Consider the following 13,130-nt stretch of genomic DNA (forward strand, 5'->3'; position numbering starts at 1 on the left):
TTTTTTGGGCATTAGGATTTTAGGATGTCAGGATATTAAGACTTTGGAATAAGTTTAAAAACAGTAAACATTTATCTGAAGCAGACTAGTATATGTGTTAAATCCATAACATTTTCATACTCTATCTATGCTCTATCCATGCTCTATCCATACAGTATCTGTATAGTATGAGTTTGGTATTCTTTTTGTGACTAGCTAAGTATGTTTTGGTTTTACATTTGTGAGAAGTGAGTTGCCGCTCCGACAAAAAATCTCTTAATTCGGAATTCGGCACTGGGAATTCGTGATTAATTACCAGCTATCACTGGTTCCGTCTTCTTCATTTGCCTCGTCCAAGAGTTTCTTCCAATCGTAGGTCAAATCTTCCGTATCTCTTAGAATGGCGGAGTAGTCTCCTTTGCTGATTACAATTTCTTCGATATCGTATCCTAAGTACAACTCAAGCTCTTCCAGAATTTTTTCTTCGTCCTTGCTACAGAAGGAAAGCGCTTGTCCTTTATTCTCACCACGACCTGTTCTTCCAATCCTATGGACATATTGTTCCGGTTGATCGGGTAAGTCGTAATTGATGACATAATCAATGCCCTGGATATCGATACCTCTTGCAGCAACGTCTGTTGTGATGAGCACTTTGTTTTCGCTTGATCTGAATCGTTCCAATACTTTGAATCGTTCTTTTTGCTCCACATCACCATGCAATGCTTCAGAGTGAATTCCTACGCGTTCCATTGCGGCAACAACGCGTTCGCAACGAACTTTTGTCCGGACAAAAACGATGTATTTGAAGTCTTCATACTCCTTGATGATATTCTCCAGGAAGAAGCGCTTGTCATCCATTTCCACTTTGATGTATCCGTGCTCAATATTCTTTGCAACGGGATCTTTCGGGGAAATTTGAATCCGGATTGCATCCCGCACCAAATCATACGCTAAGGCCTTGATCTTTTTATCAATGGTTGCCGAGAAAAATAAGGTTTGGCGATTTCGCTGAGGAGAAAGTTTGTGAATTGCCTTCATATCGTGTGCGAAACCTAACTCTAACATGCGATCAGCTTCATCCAAGACCAAAAATTGAATGGAATCCAATGAAAGAAAACCTTGTGAACGCAAGTCGAACACACGACCGGGAGTTGCAACCACCACATCGGTTCCTCTTTTCAATTCCTGAATCTGTTTGTCTTGTTCCAATCCACCCAAAATTGCTGTAATACGAATGTCAGAACCTTTGGCAATACTTTCGAATGCCTGCTTGATTTGCTCTGCCAGTTCTCTTGTCGGAGCCATGACGATACATCTGGGACTTTTCGATTTTGCTTTCGAGCTGCTCAGTTTATGAATAATCGGAATGGCAAAAGCCGCCGTCTTTCCAGTTCCTGTCTGGGCGATACCAAAGACATCTTCTCCATTCAAAATAGGCGATATCGCCTTGAATTGAATGTCGGTTGGTCGTTTAAAACCTAAGACTTCTAATTGAGCTTTGATTTCTTTGGAGATGGGATAATCCGAAAATAACATGAAACAGTTTTTTACAAAGTTAACCCAAATTTTGGTCTCCCGCTGATTGCGCTGATTAGGCAGATGTATTGTTACTTTCTTGTTTGGATGGAATGTTCATGAATGCGTAGTTCTTATCAAGGTTAATTAGAAGATTCAATTGCATGAAGTTTATTTCTGTAAATGAGTTATTAAAAATACGAGTCCGTTAGGCGAGTCACTGATGAAATCTGAATTCGTGAATTCGTAGCTGTATTAGTTACTCCCGAAATGGTATATTTGCTTTATGTATATTCCCAAGGACTTTGAGTTGAAAGATCAGGAGTTGATTCTAGCATTTCTGGAACAACATCCATTTGGGTCTTTGGCTGTAAATGGTCCGGATGGAATTCCTGCAATCGTTCACATTCCTTTTACGGTTGAATTCGTGAATCCGGGCAAGTATCTGGAGTTCCATGTAGCGAAAGAGAATACCATCGTATCTGCTATTTCAGAAACAGGTCGCGGGAAAATGATTGTTTTGGGATCTCATGGATACATTTCTTCTTCGGTCTATACACATCTGAATGTTCCGACCTACAATTATGAATCGGTTCATGTATCCGGGAAAATAGAGCAGCTGACCCAATCGGAATTGAAGAACCATTTGACGAAGTTGGTGGATTCCTTCGAAGCAAACCGGGAAAATAAAGTACAGATGAGTCAGTGGCCAACCGATATGATCGATGCATACATGCAAGAAATTGTTGGTTACCGGATAGAAATCCAACAATTGGAAGCCGCTTTTAAACTTTCCCAAAATAGAAATGAAGTTGATTTCAATCGCATCCTGGCCGATTTGAATACCGGAACTGTAAATGACCAACAACTCGCTAAAGCAATGAAACAAACAAAATGCCCTGTCAAATGAAGAATACGTTACGGATCTTTTCACTAGTTATCCTTTTATTCTCTTGTACTGCAAAAAAATCGGAATCTGATTTTGCAGTAAAAGGCTTTCAATACGCCCGATTGGTTTCCATTGAACAGAAAGAGGGATACAAAGAGCTGATTATCAAAAATCCGAAGACATTAAAAGTGGAAAGCAAGTATGTTTTATTTCCACGAAATTCGAAAATGAAACGACCGCAAGGCGTTAAGATCATTGAGGTGCCCGTTCAAAATATGGCTGCGCTTTCAACTTCATTTGTTGGAATGCTGAATGCGATCGGTGGTATAGAAACCATCAAGGCGACAACTGAAAAGCAATACATTTCAAACAGTCGTCTTTTGAAAAGGATCAATGCCGGAAAAGTTATTACAGCAGGTTATGAAACAGGATTGACTCCCGAATCGGTCTTGAAAGCCAAGATTCCACTCATTGTATTCAGTGGTTTTGGTCAGCCGTTCCCGAATGAGGACAAATTTGCTCAATTAGGAGTGGTTTGCCTGGCGAATTACGATTGGGAAGAAAAACATCCACTTGGAAAAGCGGAGTGGATCAAGGTGTTTGGCGCTTTGATCTGCAAGGACAAGGAAGCGGACGCTTATTTCAGCCAGGTTGTTAGTTCCTATCAGGAATTGAGAAAGCAGATCACATCAGCGTCAGAAACAGAGCGTATTCAGAAAAAGGTGATGTGCGGAGGAATGGCCGGAGATGTGTGGTACGCACCAGCCGGGAAATCGTTCATGGCAGGAATCATGCAGGATGCAGACATGGATTATATTTATAAAAATACAGAAGGTACTGCAAGTATTTCACTCAGTTTGGAACAGGTTTTTAATGACGATCAATCATGTGATGTGTGGATCAATGCAGAGGCGCCGACTTTGAATGGACTATTCGAATTGAATTCAAAATTGAGCTATTTCCATACTGTAAAAGAAGGGAAAGTTTATGGATACATGCACGATCCGAATTATTACTGGGAGTACAGCCAGGTAAATCCGCATTGGCTCCTGGAAGATTTTATACGGATCAATAAAGGCAACACCCAATCCAAATTGCATTTTTACAAACAGTTGAAATAGTTTATGTGGAAGAAGCACATCTTGTCATTTATCCTGTTTATTGTGATCATCTTGATTACGATAGGTTTTCCGCATGGAGATGACGCTTGGTTTTCATTCCTTGATTCTAAGAATGAACAGGCTTGGCAACTCTTTGTGATTTACCGCATACCTGAAGTGTTTATTGCCATTGTTTCAGGATTTGCACTTTCCATTGCAGGTCTGCTCTTGCAAACAACCTTGAATAATCCACTTGCCGGACCTTCTATTCTGGGAATTAGTGCGGGTTCTCATCTGATGGTGGCTCTTACCATTATGGGAAGTTCCATTTTAGGTTTGGAGATTTTAGATTTAGGGATAACCATTTCTGCAACCATTGGCGCAATGATTTTTGGATTGTTGATTCTCCTGATTGCTGCGCGCATCCGTTCCATGGTTTCCTTACTGCTTGTGGGAATGATGCTGGGAACCTTTGTTTCTGCAATTACGAATATAATATTGATGAAAGCCGATGCAAATAGTGTGAAAGCTTTTTCAATTTGGGGAATGGGTTCACTACAGCAAGTAGGCATCGATCAGATTCCATTGATACTGGTGCTCTTTCTCGTTGGAATCGGCTTGGCATTCTTATTGACAAAACCCTTGAATGCCTTGGTGTTGGGGGAAAAACCGGCAGCTATTTTGGGAGTTAAAGTGAAACAGACCCGTTGGAAAGTCATTTTTGTTGTTTCCCTATTGGCCGGATTGGTCACCGCTTTTTGCGGTCCGATCGGATTTGTCGGTTTGATCGTTCCGAATTTGGTACGCATGTTTTACAAAACAGCGAATCACGGACATCTACTATTGGCTTCCGGATTAATTGGAGCAAGTGTCATGGTGTTTTGTGTGTTACTGATTCGTATTTTCGAACCCATCATGGTTTTACCGATCAATAGTTTGACTGCTTTGCTCGGCGCGCCTATTGTCTTGTTCCTTTTACTCAAAAACATCCGAAATGCTTAAGTTCGAAAATTGTATGATAGGGCACGGACAGCCCTTGTATGAAATTCCGGATTTGAAATTGGATCAGGGGGAATTTGTTGCATTGATCGGAGCCAATGGTTCTGGGAAATCGACATTGATGGATTCTTTGATTCAAGGCAAATTTCCGAATGGAAAAGTAACCGTCGAAGGCAAAAATTGGAACGATTTGAAGTTGATCGACCGTGCTCGTCAGATTACATTGGTAGATAATCACTTTTTGGGGTTTGATTACCTGAAAGTAAACGAGTACCTGGAATTAGGTCGACATTCCTATACCAATTTCACCGGTAGGTTGTCATCGGAAGATCGAATGATTGTCCGGAAATATAGCGACATACTTCACCTGGAACCGTTATTGGATCAATCCACTTCCACACTAAGCGACGGTGAACGTCAACGGGTGGGAATTGCTAAAGCCTTGATCCAGGAAACTCCCATCATTTTGCTCGACGAGCCGACCGCTTTTTTGGATTATCCAACCAAGAAAGAAGTGATGTCATTGCTGGGAAGAATTGCCAAAGAAAGTAACCGATTGGTCATTATCGCATCGCATGATATTGATTTTTGCATTGAATTTTGTTCGCGGATATTGATCATTGAAAAACAATCTAAAGTACTGCAGTCTTATGAAACCATTGCGCACGATGAATTAGTCGCTAAAGCTTTTGGGGTTTAAACAGTTTAATTATCCCCAATCATTTTCGCACTAACGTTTGTTATGATTGAGTCTTCAAAAGCTGCGCTTTTTCTTATCTTTGTTACAATCACACTGCTGTTACTGAATATCCTATTTAATATGAGAATTATGAAATACATCTTACTACTTGCACTCGTTTTTACAATCAATTCCCTATTTGCACAAAATCAAAGTGCCGGCAACCAAATGCGCTGGGATAAATTGATGCACTATGCAGCAACTTTCAAGAATGAAACAGGTGCTAGTAAGGAAGTAGTAGATGCCTTTCCGGTTTACCAAATTTCCGGGATTTGGTATGTTTCGCTTTACGGAAAACGGCTTCCAAATTGCGATTGGAATATCATTCCCGAAAACAATATCCTTTTGGGGAGTTCTGTTGGGAAAATTACGACCATGAAAGTTCCTTTGGAGAGATTAGATGATATCAATTTCTCAGAATTCTATTCCTACCTGGAGATTCCGGGTAAAATTGTTCCTCAGCTGGATAAAGCAGTAAAAGATACCCGAGCAGACAGTGTTCAGCATGGAATCAATTTACCGGCTGCTTTTACGGGAAAAGACATTTTGATCGGTGTTACGGATTGGGGATTTGATTATGGTCATCCGATGTTTTACGATACTTTATTGACGCAGTCGCGGGTTTATGCAGCCTGGGATCAGTACAAGCAAGTGGGAAATCTTCCGGTTGGTCAAACATATGGAGTTGAGTACGATACTCCGTTGGAACTAGCTGTAGCAGAATCAGACACATCAAACATTTATAGCTACAATACCCATGGATCTCACGTTGCGGGTATTGCAGGAGGAAGCGGTGCAGGATCAGTTTATCGCGGATTTGGCTTTGAATCGGAATACTTGTTTGCAACATTTTACATTGATCAGGCATCAGCAATTGACGCTTTTGTCTGGATGAAAGACAAGGCTGAAGCAGCTGGAAAACGCTTGGTTGTCAATATGAGCTGGGGAGTTTATTACAATCAAATGGGGAGTTTGGATGGATTTTCCTTACTTTCCGAGGCGATCGATGAATTGAGTGGAACGAACCATGTTATTTTTGTTGGTGCAGCCGGAAACAATAATGGAACGAATTTCCATATCAAGAAAACGTTCAACAATAACTTCTTTAATTCGTTGGTTGGTTTTTATTCGTATGCTGCCAATCCGAATATGTGGGGAGAATGCATCACGGCTTGGGGAGAGCAAGGTCATAATTTCTCCAACAAGATCTCGGTTTACAATAATTTGGGGACTTTGTTGGTTAGCAGTCCTTACTATTCCACAGCAACAACCGGATATCTGGATTCCATTCTGGTTGCCGGAACTGACACGATTGTCTTCAATATTTCTTCCGAAACTGCAAATCCGCTGAATGGAAAGCCGGGAATGCAGATTCGTATCCGTTCCCTGAATACGAATAATCGGATCGTATTAAACGGCTCGGCAGTTGATGGAACTGTTCACTATTGGAATCTTCCTGAACTGACAAATGGAGCGGGTAATTTCGGTCAGACTTTCACTACTTACGGAACAAATGGGATCACAGGTGATTCGTTTTATGCTATCGGGGAACCGGGTTGCACCAACAGTGTGATAACGGTTGCTGCTTATACCTCCAGTTACTTAAGCACCTCGGGGAATACGATTGGCGGAGCTCCGGCATCGTTTACGAGTATCGGACCTTTGCATAATGGAACGATGAAACCCGATATTGCTGCTCCTGGGGTAAATGTTGCTTCGTCCATTTCATCTTATACAGATGCGGCTTATACGGCTGTTGCTTCAATCACTTTCAATAATAAGACTTACGATTTTGCAAGATTTTCAGGAACTTCCATGGCCACACCATGCGTTGCGGGTATCGTTTCTTTGATTCTGGATGCAAACCCGAATTTGTCCAGTCAGCAGGTGAAAGAGATTATCAAAACGACTGCCCGATTGGACAATTATACCGGGACTATTGTTGCTCCGGGCGATACCAAATGGGGAATGGGGAAGATCAATGCCTATGCTGCGGTCAAACTGGCTTTAAATACGCTTTCACTGGATGAAAACAGCAAGTTGACTCCTTTTGTACTTTATCCAAACCCAACTTCAAGTGATTTACACATCCTGAACATGAATGATCTGCCAATATCAGTAGTATCTATCATCTCGCTTGAAGGAAAGGTAATTGAACCTCATTTGAATGAAAACGCGATTGATATTTCTGGGCTTAAGAATGGAATGTACTTCTTAAAAATTCAGACTGACACGGAAACTGTTACTCTGAGTTTTGTTAAGGAATAGTTTCTACCCCGCCCAGTTTTCCCGATCCAAATTGCGCAGTTGGATAGCTTCTGAGAGATGAACCGTTTCAATCTCCTTGGCTGCACATAAATCTGCAATGGTTCGTGCTACTTTGAGAATACGGTCGTAGGCTCTGGCGGAAAGTCCCAGTCTGTCCATGGCGTGTTTCAACAACTGTTTTCCTTCCGGAGAGATCTCGCAATATTGGGTTAATTCCCTGCGCTGCATTTGTGCATTGCAATGTGTTTGGGAATGGTGATAGCGTTTCAACTGAATCAATCTGGCTTGGATGACGCGTTCCCGAATTTCTGCGCTGGTTTCTGTCGGAGCGTTGAAAGCCAAATCATCAAAAGAAACCGGAGTGACTTCCACATGCAGGTCGATGCGATCCAAAAGTGGTCCTGAAATCTTATTCAGGTAACGCTGTACAGTTCCCGGTGCGCAAACACATTCTTTTTCCGGATGATTGTAATAACCGCAAGGACAAGGGTTCATTGCTGCTACCAACATGAATCCGGCTGGATAATCGACTGAAAATCGTGCGCGCGAAACAGTGACTGTCCGGTCTTCCAAGGGTTGCCGCATGACTTCCAGCACCTGTCGTTTATACTCCGGAAGTTCATCCAGGAACAAGACTCCGTTGTGGGCTAGCGAAATTTCTCCGGGTTGTGGATAAGATCCGCCGCCAACCAATGCCACATCTGAAATCGTGTGATGCGGTTTCCGGAAGGGTCTTTGTGTTACTAAACCGGTATTCTTTCCAATTTTTCCGGCTACGGAATGAATCTTAGTCGTTTCCAATGATTCCTCGATACTCATGGGAGGAAGAATGGTGGGCAATCTTTTTGCCAGCATCGATTTTCCTGCTCCGGGTGGTCCGATCAGAATGACGTTGTGTCCACCTGCTGCTGCAATTTCGAAAGCTCTTTTAATTCCGCTTTGACCTTTGACATCTTTGAAATCCACTTCGTTTTCATGCAGTTGACGCTGAAATTCTTCTTCGATGTTGAAACTAGCCGGAACAAATGGTCGTGAATTATTCAGGAAATCTATCACTTCCTGCATGTTTTCCATTCCGTAGACTTCAATACCTTCTACAATTGCTGCTTCGGATTCATTCTGTTTGGGAAGGATAATGCCTTTGAAGCCATCTTTCTTCGCTTGCATCACAATGGGCAAGACGCCCTTGATGAGCTGAAGTGTTCCGTCCAGAGATAATTCCCCAAGCAGGATGTATTCTTCCAGTTTGGAAGCTGAAATTTGTTCGGAAGCTGCCAGTATTCCAATTCCAATTGCCAGATCGAAAGTAGATCCTTCCTTGCGGATATCTGCCGGAGCCATGTTTACCGTGATCTCTTTTCCCGGATAATTGAGGTTGTTATTTTTTAGAGCAGCTTTAATTCGCTGGTGACTTTCCTGAACCGCTTTGTCTGGCAATCCGACCAACATGAAATTCACTCCGTTTGCAATGTTAACCTCAATGGTAATGGTGGTTGCATCAATTCCAAATACGGCACTTCCAAATGTTCTTACTAGCATGACTTGTTTCGTTTTTCACTTTAAGTTATGCAGAAAGATGATTTAAAACAAGATTTTTGATTAAAAAATTGTCAATTTCAGATGAGAAAATGGTTTTTTATTTAAGATTGCTTTTAATTAATTTCTCCTGTTAATTATTTATAATTGAATAATCATAAAAACAAAAAGCGCTCGATTGTAACGAACGCTTTTCAACTTAAATTTTTTCCAATGTGAGGTAATCCGATTTGTTGGGTTCGTCATCATCCAAATCTTCGAGTGTGATTTTCGAATCGGAATAATTGACAATGTGCCAGTCGTCGGACAAGGATTCATGGGGAGTTGGAACCGTAATCACAAACTCCAAATCATCATCTGATGAATCGTCATCACTACTTGAGTCATTTCTAACACTCCAAGATCCCGAATAAGTGTTTCCATGTGTTAGAACCAGTGTACCGTCCGAATTAAATACCAATGCAGCACCAGTATATGACGTTGTTTCATCATCGCCACTGTCAATAAACCGGGTGATTTTCCAGGTTCCTTCCGTAATGACTTTTTCTACCTTCTTAACCTGACGCTTCTTGCACGCAGTCAATCCGATAAACAATACTCCTAATAAAATTGCAATTCTCATTTCTTTATTTCAATTGAGCAGCAAAGTTAATGGAATTAGATTAAAAAATTAGTTTATCGATCTGAAATTAAACCCGTAACCTTCAATAACGATGTTAACTTGTCTGTCCTAACAGATGCACTGCGACAGGTAGAAAAAAATAATCTGATTTTCGTTGTTTCCCTTGGTCCTAAAGGTTCAGCCCAATTCCAAATTGAATTCCCCAAGAGGTGTATCTTCTGCGAATGACCTCACCGGAAACGGACGGATTGATCATTGATTGGAAGTAGGGATTTATAAATACGAACCATTTATCAAAATTCCTTCGCGCCTCCAATTGGATGAGGTAGGAAATGTTGAATTTGGCGGGTGGATATTGAACGGTATTATTAAAAGAAGCATTCGGATAGGTTCCTCTTTTTTGTGCAATTCCAAAGTTGAAAGCTGCTCCTAGACGCGGAATAAGCTCGTATTTTCCCAATTCAAAACGATAGCCGAAATGAAGAGGAATAGAAATCCAGGAATAGCGATTTTGAAAAGATCGGGACGTCAAGGAAGTATCCATGTATTGGACGGTAAAGTAAAGAGTGGTGTCGTGAAGTATCGGGATCCATCCGCTCGTATCCTGAACCCAAATAGTGTCCTGGACCAGTTGGGAGTATGTGGAATCTTTCAACTCACTATTTTTTAGATCCACTTTGAATTTTTCTCCGGTCTGTTCGTAAGTTAAGCCCGTTCCGAAAGTGAATTTTTTATAGGAAAGGTTTGCACTTACACCAAAAGATGGAGCAAGAATAGAGGACTGATTTTCTTTGATTTTTGCTAAGTATTCCGAATTTTTTGGAGAGTCCTGCATCCTATTTGCTCCCAATCCTGCAAAAAGCTTGATTTCCTTCTTCCATTTGTCAGTAGCAGATTTGGGCGTAGTTCCCTCTTTTTCCGGTTGACTTGAATTGGCTTGCTGTGTGGTATCGACCGCGTTTTGAGTGATTGCTGAATCGGTTTCTTTTTCCGGGACAGATTCTTTCGAAAGTTCTTTATCATCCGGTTTTGCTGTTGATGAAGTATTGACTGCTGGATCAGGAATTGAAGCCGGTGCAATCTTTTCCTGGATCTTTTTTTCATCAACACCTGGATTCAAACTATTCTGATCCTTCTTTTTGGAGCTTGGTGTTTTGCTATTAACCGGTTTCTGAAGTGTTCCATTCGCCTGCGATTTTGCCTGTTTTGTTTGCTTGTCGGCATGGATTGCAGTAGGTGATTTTCCTTTTTCGGATTTTCCTTTTTTGGAAAGTGAAAGTTGCCCGGTTTGATTCTTTTTGGCTTTAAATGTTCTTTGGTTTAAGTCAATCTGCTTGGAAGAATTCGTTTGGTTCGTTCCCTTTTCGGATGCTTTCACTTGTTTCTTCTCCACTTGACTCTGCTTCACTGCAGATAAATTTTTGTCGGTCGTTGGAGTGGAAACCGAATCCACCCGAGATTGGTTCTTTTGATCCGGCTCGCTTAAAAGGATTATGTCTTCCGCTTTCAGATCTTCCTTGTATTCCTCTTTTGCAATTGTTTTATTGGCAAGATTAGAAGGTGTCGTCACTTTCGATGAATCAAAACTTTGGAAATAAATGACAGCGATTGCCCCGAGTGAAACAACGGGTAATAAGAACCACAAAAGGAAGCGTCTTCTCTTCTTCGGTTCATTATTGTTATTGTCCAAACGCTTGTTCAAATCCTCCAGAAAAGCTTCCGGAATATCAAATTGACGGTCATTCAGTGACTCGAACAATTGATCGATATGTTCTTTATCATCTTTCATGACTTCATTTCTTGGGTTTGATGAATACTTAGCACGCTTTTTAAACGCTTCCGTGCTTCTTTAATATGCCATTTTACCGTTTCATAGGAAATCTGGAGTTCGTCCATGATCTCTTTGGAAGTATAGCCGTCAATAGCATACAAATTGAAGACCATTTTGGTTGCCGGGGGCAAACAATCAAGCAATTGCTGTAATTCTTCTGCTTGAAATGTCGTATCAATTTCCGGTTCACTAACCAATGAATCGTTTTTATAATCATCCTCGTAGGAGAACAGTTCCTTGTAGCGTTTATTTTTTCTAAAATCGTCTATAATCTCCCGTTTCACAATTTGTTTGGCCCATGAAAAATAAGCTGTTCCCAATTGAAATTGATCAATATTTGCTACAATTTTCATAAACGCATTATTTACGATTTCCATTTGTTTTTCCTGATCGTTTGAATACCGGACAGCATTTCCCATTAACACTTGAAAAGTATAGCGATATAAATCCAGTGTGACCTTTCGATCACCCTTTTTTATAGCATTAATGGAATCATGGTTTAATTCAAACAAAGGAGTACGGAATTATTTCAGTCAAAAATGAAATGCAAAGGATGTGCAAAATACACACCCTTTAGCACAAACGAAATTTAGTTAAGGAAGGTTGTCAAGCAATGCATCTAATTGTGAAAGAGAATACGCATTCAATGAATTAACCACCTGTAAGTGATTGGTTGTAATGATCGCCGGTACGACTGCAGCATGGATTTCATTATTATCCAAATTGATGATGATAAAGTGCACAGCCATTCCAACCGGAAGTTTGTAGTAATCTCCGGAGGTGAAAATTCCTGATTCTACATCATAAATTCCCGCCATTGAACTGGAGCCATCAATTGAAACAAATACGCGCGTATTCCCTGTTGTAAATCCGGACGGAATTTGGACATTCAATTTAGATAAAGGTCCTGAGTTGTTCATAAAGTAATCCAAATTCACCCATCCTATAGAGTCCGGGAATGCCGAATAAATTCCGGAATTGCCACTAACAAATGATGAATCCACTGGTGACCATTCCAATTGCTCATCATCAATCTGACCGTAAAATAAACCCATCATACCGGTTGTTCCGTTTGGAGCCGGGGCATCAATCTGATAGTTCATTCCGGGAGCCAATTTCAATTTTTGTCCGTTTTGCTTTGCTACGATACTGAACTGTCCACCTGAGATCAATGGACTGACACCATTCCCGGTTTTACCAACGGTTTGTTTGTTCATTAAGATCATGTCTGACTTACTGTAGATTTCAACCAGTTCGATTTGAATAGTTCCTGTAACGGGAGAACCATTCGCTGTCACAAACGAATTCGCATTGAAATGAACCACCGTTCCTTTTTCAGCCGTAATGGTCTGAGCTTGTCCGGCATTGATTGTGAATGTCTGTGTTCCATTACTCAGATTGTTGTTGAAGAACGCAGTTGCATAGTTGGTTGCCGGGTTTGTAAGATCCGGGCTAGTTGGTTGCGTTTTATCCTTTTTACAAGCAGTTGTAAAAATCAGGACAACTCCTGCCATAAGTAAGGATGAAAAATTGATGTATTTCATATGATTCGATTTAATTTATTTTAAACAGAAACGGAAATGATGCAGTGTGAGGGGGGGAAGGATCATTTATTTTTTTACCGTTTGAATAGATTATTTGTAACGAAGTCA

11 protein-coding genes are annotated in these 13,130 nt (G+C 40.9%); 5 read left to right on the top strand and 6 right to left on the bottom strand.

From position 1 onward, the window contains the following. Nucleotides 1-291: 291 nt before the first annotated feature. Nucleotides 292-1,515 (bottom strand): DEAD/DEAH box helicase, encoded by a 1,224-nt coding sequence (locus AAG807_RS19665; RefSeq protein WP_341907865.1) that lies wholly within the window; start codon nucleotides 1,513-1,515, stop codon nucleotides 292-294. Between the two features lie 265 nt (nucleotides 1,516-1,780). On the opposite strand from AAG807_RS19665, the gene AAG807_RS19670 reads away from it, so the two are divergent. The 5 genes from AAG807_RS19670 (at nucleotide 1,781) to AAG807_RS19690 (ending at nucleotide 7,489) form a co-directional block, all read left to right on the top strand. Then, nucleotides 1,781-2,404 (top strand): FMN-binding negative transcriptional regulator, encoded by a 624-nt coding sequence (locus AAG807_RS19670; protein WP_341907867.1) that lies wholly within the window; start codon nucleotides 1,781-1,783, stop codon nucleotides 2,402-2,404. Further along, nucleotides 2,401-3,504 carry an ABC transporter substrate-binding protein gene (locus AAG807_RS19675; protein ID WP_341907868.1) on the top strand — a complete coding sequence of 368 codons (1,104 nt, stop codon included), beginning with the start codon at nucleotides 2,401-2,403 and terminating at the stop codon, nucleotides 3,502-3,504. The genes AAG807_RS19670 and AAG807_RS19675 overlap by 4 nt, the downstream gene beginning before the upstream one ends. 3 nt (nucleotides 3,505-3,507) lie before the next feature. Continuing rightward, nucleotides 3,508-4,485: an iron ABC transporter permease gene (locus AAG807_RS19680; RefSeq protein ID WP_341907871.1), complete on the top strand. Its 978-nt coding sequence runs from the start codon at nucleotides 3,508-3,510 to the stop codon at nucleotides 4,483-4,485. Beyond that, a complete protein-coding gene (locus AAG807_RS19685) occupies nucleotides 4,478-5,182 on the top strand; it encodes an ABC transporter ATP-binding protein (RefSeq protein ID WP_341907873.1) in 705 nt (234 codons plus the stop codon). Before AAG807_RS19680 ends, AAG807_RS19685 begins: the two co-directional genes overlap by 8 nt. A 129-nt stretch (nucleotides 5,183-5,311) precedes the next feature. Next, the gene (locus AAG807_RS19690; RefSeq protein WP_341907876.1) at nucleotides 5,312-7,489 is read left to right on the top strand and encodes a S8 family peptidase; all 2,178 of its coding nucleotides are present in this window, start codon (nucleotides 5,312-5,314) and stop codon (nucleotides 7,487-7,489) included. A 3-nt stretch (nucleotides 7,490-7,492) separates the two neighbouring features. Here the strand turns inward: AAG807_RS19690 and AAG807_RS19695 are convergent, their stop codons facing one another. The 5 genes from AAG807_RS19695 to AAG807_RS19715 all read right to left on the bottom strand — a co-directional run bounded on the left by AAG807_RS19695 (nucleotide 7,493) and on the right by AAG807_RS19715 (nucleotide 13,022). Further along, entirely contained in the window at nucleotides 7,493-9,028 is a 1,536-nt protein-coding gene (locus tag AAG807_RS19695) for a YifB family Mg chelatase-like AAA ATPase (RefSeq protein WP_341907880.1), read from the bottom strand. Nucleotides 9,029-9,224: 196 nt separating this feature from the next. Then, nucleotides 9,225-9,647: a hypothetical protein gene (locus tag AAG807_RS19700; protein WP_341907883.1), complete on the bottom strand. Its 423-nt coding sequence runs from the start codon at nucleotides 9,645-9,647 to the stop codon at nucleotides 9,225-9,227. Between the two features lie 169 nt (nucleotides 9,648-9,816). Continuing rightward, the gene (locus AAG807_RS19705; protein ID WP_341907886.1) at nucleotides 9,817-11,436 is read right to left on the bottom strand and encodes a hypothetical protein; all 1,620 of its coding nucleotides are present in this window, start codon (nucleotides 11,434-11,436) and stop codon (nucleotides 9,817-9,819) included. Further along, nucleotides 11,433-11,990, bottom strand: coding sequence for a sigma-70 family RNA polymerase sigma factor (locus AAG807_RS19710; protein ID WP_341907889.1), 558 nt, complete (start codon nucleotides 11,988-11,990; stop codon nucleotides 11,433-11,435). Before AAG807_RS19710 ends, AAG807_RS19705 begins: the two co-directional genes overlap by 4 nt. Before the next feature lie 81 nt (nucleotides 11,991-12,071). Beyond that, the gene (locus AAG807_RS19715; RefSeq protein WP_341907891.1) at nucleotides 12,072-13,022 is read right to left on the bottom strand and encodes a hypothetical protein; all 951 of its coding nucleotides are present in this window, start codon (nucleotides 13,020-13,022) and stop codon (nucleotides 12,072-12,074) included. Between the last annotated feature and the right edge of the window lie 108 nt (nucleotides 13,023-13,130).

This window comes from Fluviicola taffensis DSM 16823 (assembly GCF_943372375.1).
GTDB lineage: Bacteria > Bacteroidota > Bacteroidia > Flavobacteriales_D > Crocinitomicaceae > Fluviicola > Fluviicola taffensis_A.

Excerpts from the sequence above, each read along its gene's own strand:
- AAG807_RS19665 (WP_341907865.1), bottom strand. The coding sequence starts at position 1,515 with ATGTTATTTTCGGATTATCCCATCTCCAAAGAAATCAAAGCTCAATTA.
- AAG807_RS19670 (WP_341907867.1), top strand. The coding sequence starts at position 1,781 with ATGTATATTCCCAAGGACTTTGAGTTGAAAGATCAGGAGTTGATTCTA.
- AAG807_RS19675 (WP_341907868.1), top strand. The coding sequence starts at position 2,401 with ATGAAGAATACGTTACGGATCTTTTCACTAGTTATCCTTTTATTCTCT.
- AAG807_RS19680 (WP_341907871.1), top strand. The coding sequence starts at position 3,508 with ATGTGGAAGAAGCACATCTTGTCATTTATCCTGTTTATTGTGATCATC.
- AAG807_RS19685 (WP_341907873.1), top strand. The coding sequence starts at position 4,478 with ATGCTTAAGTTCGAAAATTGTATGATAGGGCACGGACAGCCCTTGTAT.
- AAG807_RS19690 (WP_341907876.1), top strand. The coding sequence starts at position 5,312 with ATGAAATACATCTTACTACTTGCACTCGTTTTTACAATCAATTCCCTA.
- AAG807_RS19695 (WP_341907880.1), bottom strand. The coding sequence starts at position 9,028 with ATGCTAGTAAGAACATTTGGAAGTGCCGTATTTGGAATTGATGCAACC.
- AAG807_RS19700 (WP_341907883.1), bottom strand. The coding sequence starts at position 9,647 with ATGAGAATTGCAATTTTATTAGGAGTATTGTTTATCGGATTGACTGCG.
- AAG807_RS19705 (WP_341907886.1), bottom strand. The coding sequence starts at position 11,436 with ATGAAAGATGATAAAGAACATATCGATCAATTGTTCGAGTCACTGAAT.
- AAG807_RS19715 (WP_341907891.1), bottom strand. The coding sequence starts at position 13,022 with ATGAAATACATCAATTTTTCATCCTTACTTATGGCAGGAGTTGTCCTG.